This window comes from Sphingobium sp. WCS2017Hpa-17 (assembly GCF_031843765.1).
Lineage (GTDB): Bacteria > Pseudomonadota > Alphaproteobacteria > Sphingomonadales > Sphingomonadaceae > Sphingobium.
This window is the reverse complement of record NZ_JAVTIV010000031.1, coordinates 1-15,126: the sequence shown is the minus strand read 5'-3', so window position 1 is coordinate 15,126 and position 15,126 is coordinate 1. Positions and strand designations below refer to the sequence as shown.

The 15,126-nt window shown below is 61.9% G+C and carries 11 protein-coding genes; 10 read left to right on the top strand and 1 reads right to left on the bottom strand.

Annotated features, from left to right (window positions below; all coding sequences use genetic code 11):
- The first annotated feature begins 53 nt into the window (after positions 1-53).
- Genes RQH62_RS22840 through RQH62_RS22800 form a run of 9 tightly spaced genes read left to right on the top strand, consistent with a single transcriptional unit; the run spans position 54 to position 13,007 of the window.
- Entirely contained in the window at positions 54-2,348 is a 2,295-nt protein-coding gene (locus RQH62_RS22840) for a TonB-dependent receptor domain-containing protein (RefSeq protein ID WP_311270950.1), read from the top strand.
- Positions 2,348-3,982: an alpha,alpha-trehalase TreF gene (gene treF, locus RQH62_RS22835; RefSeq protein ID WP_405053585.1), complete on the top strand. Its 1,635-nt coding sequence runs from the start codon at positions 2,348-2,350 to the stop codon at positions 3,980-3,982. Before RQH62_RS22840 ends, treF begins: the two co-directional genes overlap by 1 nt.
- Positions 3,979-5,316 (top strand): acetyl-CoA hydrolase/transferase C-terminal domain-containing protein, encoded by a 1,338-nt coding sequence (locus RQH62_RS22830; protein WP_311270948.1) that lies wholly within the window; start codon positions 3,979-3,981, stop codon positions 5,314-5,316. Before treF ends, RQH62_RS22830 begins: the two co-directional genes overlap by 4 nt.
- A complete protein-coding gene (locus tag RQH62_RS22825) occupies positions 5,313-6,566 on the top strand; it encodes an MFS transporter (RefSeq protein ID WP_311270947.1) in 1,254 nt (417 codons plus the stop codon). The genes RQH62_RS22830 and RQH62_RS22825 overlap by 4 nt, the downstream gene beginning before the upstream one ends.
- A gap of 27 nt (positions 6,567-6,593) precedes the next feature.
- Positions 6,594-7,610, top strand: coding sequence for an alpha/beta hydrolase (locus RQH62_RS22820; protein ID WP_311270946.1), 1,017 nt, complete (start codon positions 6,594-6,596; stop codon positions 7,608-7,610).
- Between the two features lie 2 nt (positions 7,611-7,612).
- Positions 7,613-9,199, top strand: a complete 1,587-nt coding sequence (locus RQH62_RS22815) for an AMP-binding protein (RefSeq protein ID WP_311270945.1) — start codon at positions 7,613-7,615, stop codon at positions 9,197-9,199.
- A gap of 32 nt (positions 9,200-9,231) precedes the next feature.
- Positions 9,232-10,926: an acyl-CoA dehydrogenase gene (locus RQH62_RS22810; RefSeq protein ID WP_311270944.1), complete on the top strand. Its 1,695-nt coding sequence runs from the start codon at positions 9,232-9,234 to the stop codon at positions 10,924-10,926.
- Between the two features lie 30 nt (positions 10,927-10,956).
- Positions 10,957-12,141, top strand: a complete 1,185-nt coding sequence (locus RQH62_RS22805) for a lipid-transfer protein (protein ID WP_311270943.1) — start codon at positions 10,957-10,959, stop codon at positions 12,139-12,141.
- Between the two features lie 38 nt (positions 12,142-12,179).
- Positions 12,180-13,007, top strand: coding sequence for an SDR family oxidoreductase (locus RQH62_RS22800; protein ID WP_311270942.1), 828 nt, complete (start codon positions 12,180-12,182; stop codon positions 13,005-13,007).
- A 333-nt stretch (positions 13,008-13,340) separates the two neighbouring features.
- Here RQH62_RS22800 and RQH62_RS22795 read toward each other — a convergent pair whose 3' ends face one another.
- On the bottom strand, positions 13,341-13,973 hold the full coding sequence (locus tag RQH62_RS22795) for a tyrosine-type recombinase/integrase (RefSeq protein WP_311270941.1): 633 nt from the start codon (positions 13,971-13,973) through the stop codon (positions 13,341-13,343).
- A 358-nt stretch (positions 13,974-14,331) separates the two neighbouring features.
- Between RQH62_RS22795 and RQH62_RS22790 the strand changes: the two genes are divergently transcribed.
- A complete protein-coding gene (locus RQH62_RS22790) occupies positions 14,332-15,039 on the top strand; it encodes a protein kinase domain-containing protein (protein ID WP_311270940.1) in 708 nt (235 codons plus the stop codon).
- The last annotated feature ends 87 nt before the right edge of the window (positions 15,040-15,126 follow it).

Sequence of the window (15,126 nt, the reverse complement as noted above, 5' to 3'; positions counted from 1 at the left end):
CCATTGCCCGATATTTCGCCGTGAGACAAACGAAAACTCGGGAGGATATGGTCATGAAGGGCTCCATTTGCATGTTGGCGAGCACGGCGGCGGTGTCGCTCATGTCGCCTGCACACGCGCAACAAGCTTCGACCGGGGATTCAGCAAGTGAGCAAGCGCGTGCGGGTCGCAAACCGGCAGCGCAGTCGGATGCAGGCGGTGGAGCCAGCCTGGGCGACATCGTGGTAACGGCACGGCGTCGCAGCGAGCGCCTGCAGGATGTCCCCTTGTCGGTGACCGCCTTCTCGCAGGAGTCGCTTGCCGAAAGTCGTATCGTCGGCAGAACAGACCTTGCCAATTATACGCCTTCGCTGGTCACGATAACCGGCGGTTATCCTAGCGAGTTTGCATTCTTTGCGCTTCGCGGACAGGGGCCCGCCTTCGGCTCGGTGCCGGGCGTCATCAACTATTTCGCCGAAGTGCCGGCGCTCGTGGGCATCGATGGCCGTGTCGGCTCCTACTTCGACCTTGCAAACGTCCAGGTGCTTTCCGGCCCCCAGGGTACGCTGTTTGGCAAGAACGCGACGGGCGGGAACATTTTGTTCGAGCCCCAGCGTCCCACCGATCGGCAGGAAGGCTATATTCAGCTGGAGGTTGGCAACCTGCAGGACGTTCGGGCCGAGTTCGCCGTGAACCTTCCGGTCGTAAGCGACAAGCTGCTGCTTCGCGTCGCGGGCGAAACTGGGCGGCGTGATGGCTATACCAAGGATGTCGGCCCCTTCTTCGCGGGCAAGGACTATGACAATCTCGACTATCAGAGCATCCGGGCGAGCTTGATCATCCGGCCTTCCGACAGCATCGAACTGTACTCCGTCGGGCGCTATTATCATTCCAAGACGAATGGCCCCGGCACGGTTCTGACGCAGTTCAACCCTGATCTGGGCGTTCCGGTTGCGCCGGCGCTCCTGCTTTTTCCAGGGCTTGCTACCGCTGTCGCGGACCAACAGGCGCGCGGGCCGCGGCGGGTGTCCTATGATCTCGATCAGTTCTCTAGCACCTCCTACTGGCAGGTCCTCAATCAAGCGCGCGTGGACCTGACCGATGCGCTGACGCTCAAGAACATCGTCAGCTATTCCGAGATGACCTATCGCTATGGCTATGACTATGACGCCAGCCCCTTTCCGATCGGCGGCCAGACAAGTCGGACCGGCAACCCTACGCAGGCTCCCACCTACTTCACGGAGGAACTGCAGATGCAGGGTAAACTGTGGAATGACGCGCTGAACTTCAATGTCGGCGGCTATTATGATCGCTTCGGCCATCACAAGGACCAGGGCGGCCTGTTCACGCAGTACCCGCTGAGTCTGGTGATCGGCGAGATCCCTGCCATCATCAACACGACGGCACGAAGCTATGCCGCGTTCGGGCAAGCGACGATCGACCTTGGGAAAGCGGGCGTCCTCCCAGGCCTCAGCCTGACCGGCGGATTGCGGCACACCTGGGATGAGACGGCAAATTTCACGCAGATTTCCGTTCTTCCGGCGACAGGGGGTAAAGCCAAGTTTGACTATACGAGCTACAACCTAAGCGCCGACTATGTGATCTCGCCCGGCATTCATGTCTATGTGACCAGCCGCAACGCCTACAAGGCAGGCGGGGTAAACGGACCCGTGCCGGAAGGCTCCTCGTTCCGCACTTTCCCGCCTGAAAAGCTGCAAGATGTCGAGATCGGGTTCAAGAGCCAGATGCGCGTTGCTGGCGTCCCAACGCGCTTCAACGTCGCGGCTTATCGTGGCGATTATACCAACATCCAGCGCACCACGGCCGAGTTGATCAGCGGAACCCTGCTCAACGTCACACGCAGCGCTGCGAAGGGACGGATCCAGGGCTTTGAGGTGACGACCGCGATCGAGCCGGTGCGCGGTCTCGCGCTGACAGGCAGCTATTCCTATATCGATGCAAAATACACCAGGGTCGCTGATGCGTCGGCAGGAGCGCTGCTGGCGGGCGCGGAATTTCCTTATACGCCCAAACACAAGGTGACCCTGGGCGGCAGCTATCAGGCTGAACTCGGTTCCGCCGGGACGCTCGCGCTATCGGCCAATTGGGCCTATCAAAGCAGCTTCTCGACCGCCCAGAACAATCTTGCCCAGGTCCGTACTTTGCCGGGGTACGATACGCTGGCGCTGCGAGCGGGGCTCAACGGCATCGGCGGTTCCAACCTAGACCTCAGCCTGTTCATGGCCAATGCGACCGACAATAGCTTCGCTACCGGCTTGCAGGACCTGTACAATGTTGGCGGCGGCACCGTTACCTACACCTACAACGAGCCGCGCACATATGGCGCGCAGCTTCGCTTCCACTGGTGATGACTTTACCGCTGCGGGCATCTTATGCCGATAGCTTCGAGGAGCGAGCGGGGGTGTGGCCAAGTCGCGTGGCGAGCCCAGCCGATATTTTCGGCCCCCTGCTGGCACAAGTGCAGCTCAATCATATATTCGAGGACGGCAAGACTTTCGTCGATGCGGTACCCCGTCACAGCGCGCAGGATATCTTGAGTGCCTTTGAGCGCTGTCCATCCGACAGCCAGGCGTTGCGAGACTTCGTCGTTACCAATTTCGATCTGCCGGACCCGGCAAGAGTCCATCCGGCGCATGGCGAGCCGGACCTCCGGCACTATATCCGTTCGGTCTGGCCCGAACTATATCGCGACGGGGCGCATCCCGCCGAGAATGGCTCGCTGCTCGCCGTAACCGGACCTTATGTCGTCCCGGGCGGACGCTTCGTCGAGCTTTATTATTGGGACAGTTACTTCAGCATACTCGGCCTCCTGCGTGACGGCTTCGACCATGTCGCCCAGGGCATCGTGGCCGCCTTCTCCGATTTGCTTCAGCGATATGGCCGGATTCCCAATGGGACACGCAGCTATTATCTCAGTCGATCGCAGCCGCCGCTCTACTTCGCGATGCTGGACCTGGTGCCGGACGGGCGACCTTCCGCGACACGTCAGCGCTTAGACGCGCTCCTGATCGAACATGCGTTCTGGATGGACGGCGCGGAGCAGGTCGCCCCCGGCGGCTGCGCGAAGCGTGTGACCCGAATGCCCGACGGCGCGCTGCTGAACCGATATTGGGATGACCGCGACACGCCGCGCGACGAATCCTATCTTGAGGACGTCGCAACCGCCGAGATGTCGCGGCGCGTTCCGCAGGATGTGTTCCGTGCGCTGCGCGCAGGCGCTGAAAGTGGTTGGGATTTCTCGTCGCGCTGGTTCGCTGAGGGTGGATCGCTGGAGAGCATTCGCACCCCCCAGATCGCGGCGGTCGACCTCAACGCCTATCTTTATGGAATGGAGAGCGCGATCGTGCGCCTCGCCGACGCGCTTTGCGACGATGCCATCGCCCGTCGATTTGACAGCGCCAGCAGGCGCCGCCGCGCTGCGATCCATCGCTGGTTGTGGCACGATGATGGCTATTTCACGGATTTCGATCTGGAGTGCGCGCAGCTTCGCCCGCATCTGACAGCAGCGACGCTTGCGCCGCTGTTCACGGGTGTAGCGACGCAGGCGCAGGCAGCCGCAATCGCGCGGGTGACGTCCGAACGCCTTCTCGCCCCCGGAGGCCTTCGCACCACCCTTGTCGAGACCGGCGAACAATGGGATGCGCCCAACGGCTGGGCTCCGTTGCAGTGGATCGCTTTTGTCGGCCTGCGTCGATATGGCTACCGGCGTCTTGCCGACAGGATCGCCGCTCGCTGGGTCGGGACGGTGGACGCAGTCTTCCAGCGGAGCGGCTGGATCCACGAGAAATATGACGTTGAGCGCTGCACCGGGGGCGGTGGTGGGGAATACGCCCCACAGCTGGGCTTCGGCTGGACCAATGGCGTCGCTGCTGCCTTCATGGACCTGCTCGATATCCGATCGCAGGGGCATGATCAGGCGAGATGGACCAATGACGGCTTTCCCATCCCGGCGGTCACTCTGCTCGAGGGGGAGATCGGATGATGCGAGACACCGCCGCATATAAAAGCCTAATGATGTCTCCAGAACAGGCGGCCGCTTCCATTCCCAATGGAGCGCGCATCTGCATGGGACTGGGCGTGGCGCAGCCCCCTGCCGTTCTGGAAGCGCTGGCGAAGCGGGCCGAACGCGGCGATATCGACGGGGTCAGCCTCTATTATCTGCTGTCGACCGCAGTTGCTGGAATGAGCGTCCTGCGTCGCGAACTGGGCGACAGGCTGCGTCCCATGAGCCTCTTCCACAGCGCCGTAGAGCGCGCGCTCGACGATCAGGCGCTGGCGGTAGGCGGGCTGCCGACCGACCTGATCCCGGTTGCCTTCAGCCGAGTTCCGCAGATGCTGCGCGACGAGATCCGCGTCGACACGCTGGTCACCCAGGTGGCGCCTCCAGACGAGGACGGGAATTTCAGCCTCGGCACCAATATCGACTATGCCCACGGCGCCGCGCGTTCGTGCGAGCGGGTGATCGTCGAGGTCAATCGCCATATGCCGCGAACCGGCGGCACGAGCGTGATCCCGCTTGCGGCCGTCGCGGCGATCGTGGAGCATGACCAGCCGCTACCGGAAATACCATCAGTGGCCCGGCGTCCCGAGGACGACGCAATCGGCTCGATCATCGCAAGCCTGATCGATGACGGCGCCTGTCTCCAGATGGGCATTGGCGCAGTGCCAGAGGCCGTGTGCGCGGCTCTGAAGGGACATCGCAACCTCGGCATCCACAGCGAACTGCTCACCCCGGGCCTCGTTGACCTGATGACAGCTGGCGTGGTCGACAACAGCCGCAAGGCGGTCCGCCCAGGCAAGACAGTCTTTACGTTCGCGATGGGCGATCGCCGCTTTTACGAGTTCCTCGACCGCAATCCTGATATCGAGGGTCACCCAGTCGACTACGTCAACGATGCCGCTCTCATCGCGCGCAATCCGATGGCGGTCTCGGTGAATGCCACGCTGGAGGTCGATCTGCAGGGTGCCTGCAACTCGGAAGTGGTGAATGGGCGCCAGTATAGCGCAGCGGGCGGACAGCTCGATTTCGTGCGGGGGGCTGGCGCGTCGCCCGGCGGTAAATCGATCATTGCTTGCCATGCTACAGCCGCAAGCGGAACAATTTCGCGGATCGTCCCGCGCTTGAGTGGACCGGTCACCACACCGCGTAACGACGTGCACATCATCGTCACGGAGTTTGGGTGGGCTGACCTGCGCGGCAAATCTCTGGCGGAGCGCGCGAAAGCCTTGATCGGCATAGCCCATCCCAAGTTTCGAGACGAACTCGCGACTCAGTTTGGGCGAGGTCTCAGCCGGATTGGCGAGGACAGCCAATGACCGCGCCGACCTCCTTGCCGGATGTAAATGGCGAAGGTGTAAACGTATCGGGCACCGGTTCGAGGCGCCTGTTCCTTGAAGTCTCTGCGCTTTACCTCGCCTTGTATCTTCATTTCGGTTTCTTCGCCTTCCTGCCGCTCTGGCTGGCCAAGATGGGCGCGGCCGCCGGCGAGATCGGGATATTGATGGCGATCCCGCTGGTGCTGCGCCTCGTCACTGTTGCACCGTTTTCCGCCTGGGCAGGCCAGACGGCGCGCGTACGCGACTCGATCTTCGTCACCGCGCTGTTCTCTGCCGCACTGGTCGCTTCACTTGCGATCGAGCCCGGTCACCTCGGCAGGATTGCCATCGTCATCGCCTTCTCCATCATGTGGGATCAGGTGCCTGTCCTGACCGACGCCTACGCCGTCATGGCTGCGCGGAGCAAAGGGCTGGATTTCGGCCGCATGCGCGTATGGGGTTCGATCGGCGCAGTCCTCTCCAGCATTTGCGCAGGCTGGACCTTCGACCTGCTCGGCATAGCGGCCTTGCCGCTGGTCGTGGCAGCGCTTCTCCTGTTGCCGGCCATGGTGGCCGCGCTGGTGCCATCCGACCGAAATATGGCCAACATGACCGCAGCGCGCAGCGGAAGCTGGCGCGATGTCGTTGCCGACCGTGCGCTTGTTCGCGCCATGGTGGCGGCCGCGCTCGTCATGGCGAGCCACGGCGTCCTGACGAGCTTCGGGGCTATTCAGTGGAGCGCGCGGGGCGTCAGTACCGGCACGATCGGATTGCTTCAGGCCTGCGCGGTCAGCGCCGAAATCCTGGCCTTCTGGTTCGGTTCGAAGCTGCTTCGCGGGAGAGATCCTCGTTGGATGATCTGGATTGCGGCCTGTTTCTCGGTGCTGCGTTGGGTGATCATGGCCAGCGACCCGGGCATCGCTCCCTTGTTCGCCGTCCAGCTCTTGCAAGGCCTGACCGCAACAGGCGCCATCCTCGGGTCCATGCTCACCATCGCCAAGCGGGTGCCGATGCAATCCAGTGCGGCGGCCCAAGGTCTGAACGCCGTGCTTCTTGGTCTTGCGCTTTCGGCAACCACAGCCGGTTCGGGATGGCTGTGGCCGCACGGCGCGAGCTTTTCCTATCTGGCCATGGCTATCCTGGCGGCATGTGCCGGAGTGCTCGCCTGGCCCCGCTTATCTCGGTTCGATCACAACAACGCATCTCCTGCCGCATCCGGGCGGATCGATGCGCTCGGGGAAAGGAGTTAGACAATGCTCTCAAGGGTTCGCTACTGGATGTACAAAGCCGTCATGGCGGCCATGGTGGCCGCTGTGGCCAAATCGCCCGCAGGCGCACAGACTGCGTCTGCCGATACGCATAATATCATCAAATGGGCGCTGCCCAACACGCTCAGTCCCGAGGCACGCGCGATGGCAGCAGCCATGGCGGCCGCACCCGTGCCAAACCCGGAGCCGCCTCTCGAAGCGCAGCGAAAGTTCGTTCAAGATATTCAGGAAGGCATGGGCCGCGAACTGGCCAAGCGCCACAACGTGCGCGCAGAGCAATCGTCGATCGCCGGGGTGCCGGTGCGGATACTATACCCGCAGGGCGTAACGTCGCTGAACGAGGGACCGGTGCTCCTTAACCTGCATGGCGGTGGCTTCCAGCTGGATTCCGGTTCGCTGACTGAAACGATTCCGATCGCGGCCCTGACCGGCATTCCCGTTGTTTCCGTGTTGTATCGCCTGGCGCCGGAGCATCCCTATCCAGCCGCCCTCGACGATGCTTTGGCCGTCTATCAGGCGCTCGAGAAAGACCACACCGCTTCGCGCATCGCGGTGTACGGAACGTCGGCTGGCGCTGGTTTGAGCGGGCAGCTGCTTGCAAAGCTGTCGCAACTTGGCAAGCCGATGCCGGCTGCAATGGGCTACTTTTCGGGCAGCGCCGATCTCACGACCAGTGGTGACTCAGAATCCTGGATGCCTCTGCCCGGCGGCGCCAAGACCATGGCGGAGAGCGTGGCGAGCTATGTCGGGAAGACCGCACCAGCCGATCCAATCCTCTCTCCGCTCAAAGGCGATATTTCTCGCTTTCCACCCACGCTGCTTGTCACCAGCACGCGCGACATATTGCTCAGCCCTACCTCGATCTTCGCCCGTGCCCTTCTGGAACGAGGCGTCGATGCACGCCTCGTGGTCTTTGACGGCCTTCCTCATGCGTTCTGGGCGTACATGGACATCCCCGAGACCGGGGAGGCCAATAGGCTCATGGCGGGCTTCCTCAAGTCTCGCCTGAACGCGGGAGCCCGCTAATCATGTATTCGGGCATATCCGACCAGCGGCGGTGGACGTTTCCGTCGGTTATCGAGGAACAGGCCGAGGCGAAGGGTGATGCGCCCTTCGTCACGATGACGACTGGCGAAGTACTTTCCTATCGCCAGTTGCGCGATGAGGCGGCGCGGGTCGCTGGCATGCTTGCGGCGGGCGGTTCGGGAGCCGGGGACCGCATTGCGCTGATGGTACCGAGCGGACCCGACTTTCTGCGCGCATGGGCTGGCATCGGCAGGCTTGGCGCAACAGCCGTCATTCTCAACAGCGAACTGACCGGCGCATTCCTCGCACACCCGCTGGAGAATTCCGCGCCGTCCGCGCTCGTCATCGATGCGCAATTCCTGCCGCGCCTGGAGGGGCTGGACGCGGCGATCTCCAGCGTTCGCCGGATTTTCGTCGTGGGCACGGGAGAATCGGTCGGACACGCCTTTGATCATTGGCGATCCGCGGCAGCCTTTACTGGTCCGCTGCCAAGCGCTGCCGACATCGCCTGTATCATGTACACATCCGGCACCACAGGCGCGCCCAAAGGCGTGCTGATGCCTCATGCGCATTGCTTCCTGTTCGGCCTTGGCGTGCTCGAAAATCTCGGCGTGACGCAAGACGACCATTATTATGTCTGCCTTCCCCTATCGCACGCGAACGGCTTGCTCATGCAACTCGGCGCGACGCTGATCGCAGGGGCTACCGCTACCGTGCGGGAACGCTTCTCTGCGACCAACTGGCTGACGGACCTGCGCCGGTCGGGTGCAACGCTTACGAACACGCTGGGCGCGATCAGCGCCTTCGTCATCGCGCAGCCGCCTGGTGAAAGCGACCGCGAACATAGGCTTCGGGCAATCGCTTCGGCCCCCAATCATCCTGATCACGATCGAACCTGGCGCGAGCGCTTTGGCATCGCCGAGGTGCTGGGCGGATATGGCATGACCGAGATCAACATCCCGCTCTACGGGCGTCGCGGCGAAGTACGTCCCGGAACCTGCGGCCGGCCCTATGAGCGCTTCGAAGTCCAGATCGCCGATCCGGGGACGGACATTCCGGTGGCACCAGGCGAGGTGGGGGAAATAATGGTTCGCCCGCTTGTGCCGCATGGTTTCATGGCGGGCTATCTCGGCCTAGCCGACAAGACAGTGGAGGCGTGGCGGAACCTCTGGTTCCACACCGGTGATGCCGGCCGGATGGATAGCGAAGGCTATGTCACTTTCGCCGATCGGATCAAGGACTGTATCCGTCGCCGCGGCGAGAATATCTCTGCCACCGACATCGAACGCACGCTGACGGAACTGCCCGGTGTCAAGGAGGTCGCGGCCTTCGCGGTCCCTTCCGACATTCCCGGTGGCGAGGACGAGATCATGTGCGCGGTCGTGCCGCATGCTGCGGCCAAGGTCGATCCTGCCGCTCTGGCCGCTCACGCTAAGGCGCAGATGCCCCGCTACGCGCAGCCGCGCTACATCGAATTCCTGCCGGACCTGCCTCGGACGGCCACCGAGAAGGTCAAGAAGGAGGACCTGCGCGCACGCGGCATCACGCCCGCCACTCTGGACCTCCAGGCTCTTGTTCCCACGGGCTGACAGCCCTCCATCGATCACTGGAAAACCGCAATATGACTTTCAGACCTGCTATCGCCGAACAGCGTTTCGTCCTCGATCATATCGTCGGGCTTGAAGCGATCAGTTCGGAGGCGGCCGAGATGGCTGACGCGATCCTGGAAGGCGCGGGCGATTTGGCTGTCGGAGCCTGGGCTCCGCTCGAACGGCTGGGCGATGTCGAAGGACCGCGCCGGACGGAAGCGGGCGTCACAATGCCGGCCGGCTTCGTCGACGCCTATCAAGCCTATGTTGATGGTGGTTGGGGCACGATCGGCGCACCGGTCGCGTTCGGCGGTCAGGGTCTGCCTGCCAGCCTCTCGGTCGCCGTCATCGAGACGCTGGGCACAGCCAATATGGGCTTCGCGCTCGGCCCGATCCTGACGGGCGGCGCCGTCGAGGCGCTCGTGCATCACGGTAGTCCTGCCCAGCAAGCCGCCTACCTTCCGCATCTTTGCAGCGGTGCATGGATGGGGACGATGAATCTGACCGAACCGCAGGCGGGCAGCGACGTGGGTGCCGTCAGGTGCCGGGCCGAGCCAGTCGGCGATGGGACGTATCGTATCAAGGGCACCAAGATCTTCATCTCGTTTGGCGATCACGATCTGGCGGAAAACATCATCCATCTTGTGCTCGCACGCACCCCCGGCGCTCCCACCGGCACCAAAGGCTTGTCACTGTTTCTCGTACCCAAGTACCGGCTTGATCCCGAGGGGCTCCCCGGTGGCGCCAATGATGTGCGCACCGTGTCGATCGAGCACAAGCTTGGCCTTCACGCCTCCCCCACCTGTGTGCTCAGCTTTGGCGATAATGATGCCTGCATTGGCGAGTTGATCGGCGAAGAAGGCGGCGGCATCCGCGCGATGTTCACGATGATGAACAACGCCCGGCTCAATGTCGGCCTTCAAGGCGTACAGGTGGCGGAACGGGCGACCCAGCGCGCGATTCTCTACGCTCGCGAGCGCATTCAGGGAGGGCGCGGCGGCGCATCAGTCGCCATCATTGAGCACCCCGATGTTCGCCGCATGCTCCTGCGCATGAAGGCGCAGACGCAGGCCGCCCGCGCGTTGGTCTACTACGCCTTCGGCCAGCTCGACCGTGCCCACGCGGGCGAAGCCGCCGCGAGCAGGCGCGTCGATCTGCTGACACCTCTCGCCAAGGCGCACGCGACCGACTTGGGCAACGAGGTCGCAAGCCTTGGCGTGCAGGTCCATGGCGGCATGGGCTTCATAGAGGAAACCGGCGCCGCGCAGCATTTTCGCGATGCTCGCATCACCCCGATCTACGAAGGCACTAACGGGATTCAGGCCGCCGATCTCGTCGGCCGCAAGCTTTGCATGGACAATGGCGAGACGCTGTTCGGCCTGCTTGGCGAGATGCGCGTGGAGGTCCGGCATGGCGAACTGCTGCGCCTGATCGACCTGTGCGAGGGCATCGCCCGCCGCCTGCTGACATCGGTGCCGGACGACAGGCTCGCCGCGAGCTACCCCTTCCTGACGATGCTGTCGGTCGCTGTCGCGGGATGGCTGATGGAACGCGGCGGCACGATCGCGGAACAGGCCGGAGGCGACCCGGCGTTTCTAGCGATGAAGCGAAGCTCCGCCCGCTTCTATCTGGAGCAGATCGTGCCGGAGGCCACCGGCCTCGCCGCCGCTGCGAGCGCATCAGCGGCCGCATTGTACGAGATCGATGCCGACACTCTGGCGGCATAGTCCACACGGCCTGCATCAAAGGAGATTGAGATGGTCAAAGTGCGCATCGCCGGCGTCGGCATGATCCCGTTTGCCAAGCCGGGACGAAGCGACGACTGGGACATCATGGCTGAGCAGGCGATCCGCCTGGCACTGGCCGATGCTAGGCTCGGCTACGAGCAGGTCCAGCAAGCCTATGCTGGATATGTCTATGCAGACTCAACCGCCGGTCAGTCTGCGCTGTACCGCGTCGGCTTGACCGGCATCCCTATCGTCAACGTGAACAATAATTGCTCAACCGGCTCGACGGCGCTGTATCTTGCCCGCCAGATGGTTGAAGCAGGCGTGGCCGATTGCGTGCTTGCGGTCGGGTTCGAGCAAATGCTGCCGGGCGCGCTTGGCATGGTGTTCAACGACCGCAAAGGCACGCTGGAGATGGCACTGACCCGGCAGGGCCAGTTGCAAGCCGCAGACGATAACTCCCCATTCGTTGCCCAGCAGTTCGGTGGAGCGGGGGTGGACCACCAGGCGCGCTACGGCACAAGCGACGAAGCCTTCGCCCGCATAAGCGTCAAGGCGAGACGCCATGCGGCGGGCAATCCGCTAGCGCTGTTGCGAGAGCCCATCAGCCTTGAGGAGGTCATGGCCTCGGAATATCTCTATGGCCCGATCACCCGCTTTCAGGCTTGCCCCCCAACATGTGGAGCGGCCGCCGCGATCCTCGTGTCCCCCGCGTTCGCGGCGCGGAACGGTTTGGATGCCTCGGTGGAGATCGTCGCGCAGGCGCTCACGACCGATCTGCCCGGCACCTTCGAGGAGCGCGGCATGATGAGCGTGGTGGGATACGACATGACCAGGGAGGCGGCCCGGCAGGTCTACGAAGCGGCAGCTATTGGTCCGGACGATATCCAGGCCGTGGAACTGCACGACTGCTTCACGCCCAACGAGTTGATCTCCTACGAAGCGCTTGGCCTCACGCCCGAGGGCACGGCCGAGCAATATATCTTTGACGGGCTCAATACCTATGGCGGCAAGCATGTTACCAACCCCTCTGGAGGCCTGCTCTCGAAAGGGCACCCGCTTGGCGCCACCGGGCTCGCCCAATGTTATGAGTTGACTCACCAACTGCGCGGCACAGCCGACAAGCGGCAGGTCGACGGAATACGCTTTGCATTGCAGCACAACATCGGACTGGGCGGAGCCTGCGTGGTGACGCTCTACGGTCGCGCCGGCTGACGCGGCCAATTTCCAACCCAATAATCGAAGGGATTTCCATGCGCAGACTGGATGGCAAGGTCGCGATCATCTCCGGCTCGGGGCGAGGCATCGGCCGTGAGCTTGCGCTTAAGCTTGCGGAACAGGGCGCGAGCGTGGTCGTTAACGATCTCGACGAAGCGCCTGCGCAGGAGGTCGTCGCACAGATTCGCAGTGCGGGCGGAGTAGCAACCGCTTGTGTGGGCGATGTCACGGCGGATGACTTCGGCGAGCGCTTTGTCCACACGGCTCTTGAGACTTTCGGTGGGCTCGACATCATCGTCAACAATGCCGGCTATACCCGTGACGGCGTCATCCAGAAACAAACGGACGAGCAGTTTCAGGCGATGCTCGACGTGCACGTCACTGCGCCTTTTCGCATCCTGCGCGCAGCAGCAGAGCCGCTGCGCGCCTTGGCCAAACAGGAAGCCGCAGAGGGACGAGAAGTGATCCGCAAGGTCGTCAACGTGTCGTCGATGGCGGGCACGCACGGTAATGCCGGGCAGATCAACTACTCGGCTGCGAAGTCGGCGTTAGTGGGTATGACCAAGACGATGTCCAAGGAGTGGGGGCGCTCTAAGGTCTGCGTGAATTGCGTTGCGTTCGGAATTATAGACACGCGGCTTACCCAGGCGACTTCGAACTCTGGCGCGTCCATTTCAATCGCCGGTCAGCCACTGCAGGCCGGAATTCCATCGAAGGTCCGGGACGCATTACTCGACAATGTGCCACTTGGTCGCGCTGGCACTGCCCAGGAAGCTGCAGATAGCATTTATTTGCTATGCGCGCCCGAAAGCGACTACATTAGTGGGCAGATTCTAATTGTAGCGGGAGGTCTAAGTATATAATCAAGTAGATTAATGTGAGCCGATGCGAGGAGGCGCAATATTATACCATTTTGCGATCGACCAAGGCCTCGCCAACATTATTGAGCGACGTCGCCTGATCGATCCTGAATGAGTCTCATCAGAGATGTTGGTCAAACGACGGTAGGTGTCCGCTTCTGACGGAACTTGGCACTCTCCGCATCTTTAACGGATGGCATAAAAGTCTCAGACCCGCTTAAAATCTGAGCGTCTGCTTTCTGACGCGTGAAAGCCGCGCTTGAACGGCTTTGATGGGCGCGCAGTCGCCACGCTGTGACCCTTGGGTCCTTGCAACGGCAAGGACCCAAGGCAGTTTCAGATTTCAGTGCCCTCTGCGAGGGTCAAAGCGTCCTCCACGTCCACGCCGAGGTATCTGACCGTGCTTTCGATCTTCGTGTGCCCAAGTAAAATCTGGACAGCGCGGAGATTCCCAGTCGCCTTGTAGATAATCGACGCCTTGGTTCGGCGCAAAGAGTGGGTGCCATAATCTTCGCCGGGAAGTCCGATCCCCGTGACCCATTCGTCAACAAGGCGAGCGTATTGCCTGGTGCTTATGTGGGCTGCGTGATCGGTGCGGCTAGGAAATGCGAAATCCTCCACGGATCCACCTCTCAGTTCCAGCCATTTGAGCAGGCTGGCGCGGGCATCAGTCATCAGTTCAAACTGAACCGGTCTGCCAGTCTTTTGCTGTACGACCGTGGCCCGTGTTCGAATTTTCCGATCACACACGATATCGCTGATCCTGATCTTCACCAGATCGCATCCGCGAAGCTTGCTATCGATGGCCAGGTCAAAGAGGGCCCGGTCGCGGACCCGCCCATGCTGGTCGAGAAAGAAGCGGATCGCCCATATCTGACGGGGCTTGAGCGCTCGTTTTGCTCCAACCTTACGCCCGGCGTTCCAAGATACTCGCTCGCGAGCGGCGGGATCAAACTCTGATAATCCCATGACACATCTCCTGTGGCCGTAATGGCCATAGGTAGAACGCTTCAGGAGAGGCCGACCCATACTAGCCGCTCAACGGCCAAAATAGCCTCGCAGGAAGCGGACGTTCCGCTACTTTACAGTTTACCGTGAAAATGGCCGTTGCACGAACCGCTCAACGGTAGGTGTCAACAGCGAACACTCTCAGCAAACTGTTAGCCACCAGCCGCCGCTTCCTCTTTCGGAGGATCCTTGGGCAGAACGGACATGGGGGCCAAGCGAACGCAAAGGGCAGATCATTCGGCACCAAGCTGGATGAAACCCCAAAAAAGACTTGATCTACAGCGGGCTTAGCACTCAAGCATGGTTGAGGGGGACCTGAATGATGAGCGCTAATCTGGTGCGGCCTCGGCCGGTTATCGACGGCTATGCTTTACTGGATATGCAGCCTGCTACAGGTCGCACTGCTTCGGTTTACAAGGCGGTTTCGCTTCGGGATGGGTCTTTTGTTGCCATCAAGGCTCTCTCCGCTTCCGTTGAACAAGGCGACTTTCTGGAGGAGGCCTTTCGGCGGGAAACCCAGGCACTTGCCGAACTACGCCATCTAAACATCGTCAAGATGCTCGATTCAGGGATCAACGCAGACGGCGTTCGATACATCATTCTTGAATGGATGGAGTCCGATCTTCTGGCGCGAAAGAAGGCGTCGCCTCAGTTCGAATGGTCGGCTTTCTGGAGCAGTCTTGGCCGCCCTCTCGCTGTCGCCGTGGCCCATGCCCATTCGCGTGACATAGCGCACCGGGATCTCGCGCCACGCAACATTCTGTTCGACGGTCAAAACACGCCCAAAGTCGCTGACTTCGGCATTTCGAAGCTTCGGCGTTTTTTGCGTTCCGAGCAGACGCTGCGGGAATTTATCAGTCCGCCCTTCACGCCTCCCGAAGCAGATGACGGCTCAGGCATCCTGGCGCGAGACGTTTTTGCATTGGTGTCGCTGTTCTGCTGGTATGCATCGCCTGCTGACCTAACGACCTACGAGGAAGTGGGCAGTGTGGATCGGCGTGCAAAAAGGACCCCGTTAGCGGGGTGATCGGCGTCCAAAAGGGCCCCCTCATTTCGATGGTTTAAACAGCTGCCTGGATTTTCAGGCGGCGAGATCGGGATGTTGGTTTTGGAG

Excerpts from the sequence above, each read along its gene's own strand:
- RQH62_RS22840 (WP_311270950.1), top strand. The coding sequence starts at position 54 with ATGAAGGGCTCCATTTGCATGTTGGCGAGCACGGCGGCGGTGTCGCTC.
- treF (WP_405053585.1), top strand. The coding sequence starts at position 2,348 with ATGACTTTACCGCTGCGGGCATCTTATGCCGATAGCTTCGAGGAGCGA.
- RQH62_RS22830 (WP_311270948.1), top strand. The coding sequence starts at position 3,979 with ATGATGCGAGACACCGCCGCATATAAAAGCCTAATGATGTCTCCAGAA.
- RQH62_RS22825 (WP_311270947.1), top strand. The coding sequence starts at position 5,313 with ATGACCGCGCCGACCTCCTTGCCGGATGTAAATGGCGAAGGTGTAAAC.
- RQH62_RS22820 (WP_311270946.1), top strand. The coding sequence starts at position 6,594 with ATGTACAAAGCCGTCATGGCGGCCATGGTGGCCGCTGTGGCCAAATCG.
- RQH62_RS22815 (WP_311270945.1), top strand. The coding sequence starts at position 7,613 with ATGTATTCGGGCATATCCGACCAGCGGCGGTGGACGTTTCCGTCGGTT.
- RQH62_RS22810 (WP_311270944.1), top strand. The coding sequence starts at position 9,232 with ATGACTTTCAGACCTGCTATCGCCGAACAGCGTTTCGTCCTCGATCAT.
- RQH62_RS22805 (WP_311270943.1), top strand. The coding sequence starts at position 10,957 with ATGGTCAAAGTGCGCATCGCCGGCGTCGGCATGATCCCGTTTGCCAAG.
- RQH62_RS22800 (WP_311270942.1), top strand. The coding sequence starts at position 12,180 with ATGCGCAGACTGGATGGCAAGGTCGCGATCATCTCCGGCTCGGGGCGA.
- RQH62_RS22795 (WP_311270941.1), bottom strand. The coding sequence starts at position 13,973 with ATGGGATTATCAGAGTTTGATCCCGCCGCTCGCGAGCGAGTATCTTGG.
- RQH62_RS22790 (WP_311270940.1), top strand. The coding sequence starts at position 14,332 with ATGATGAGCGCTAATCTGGTGCGGCCTCGGCCGGTTATCGACGGCTAT.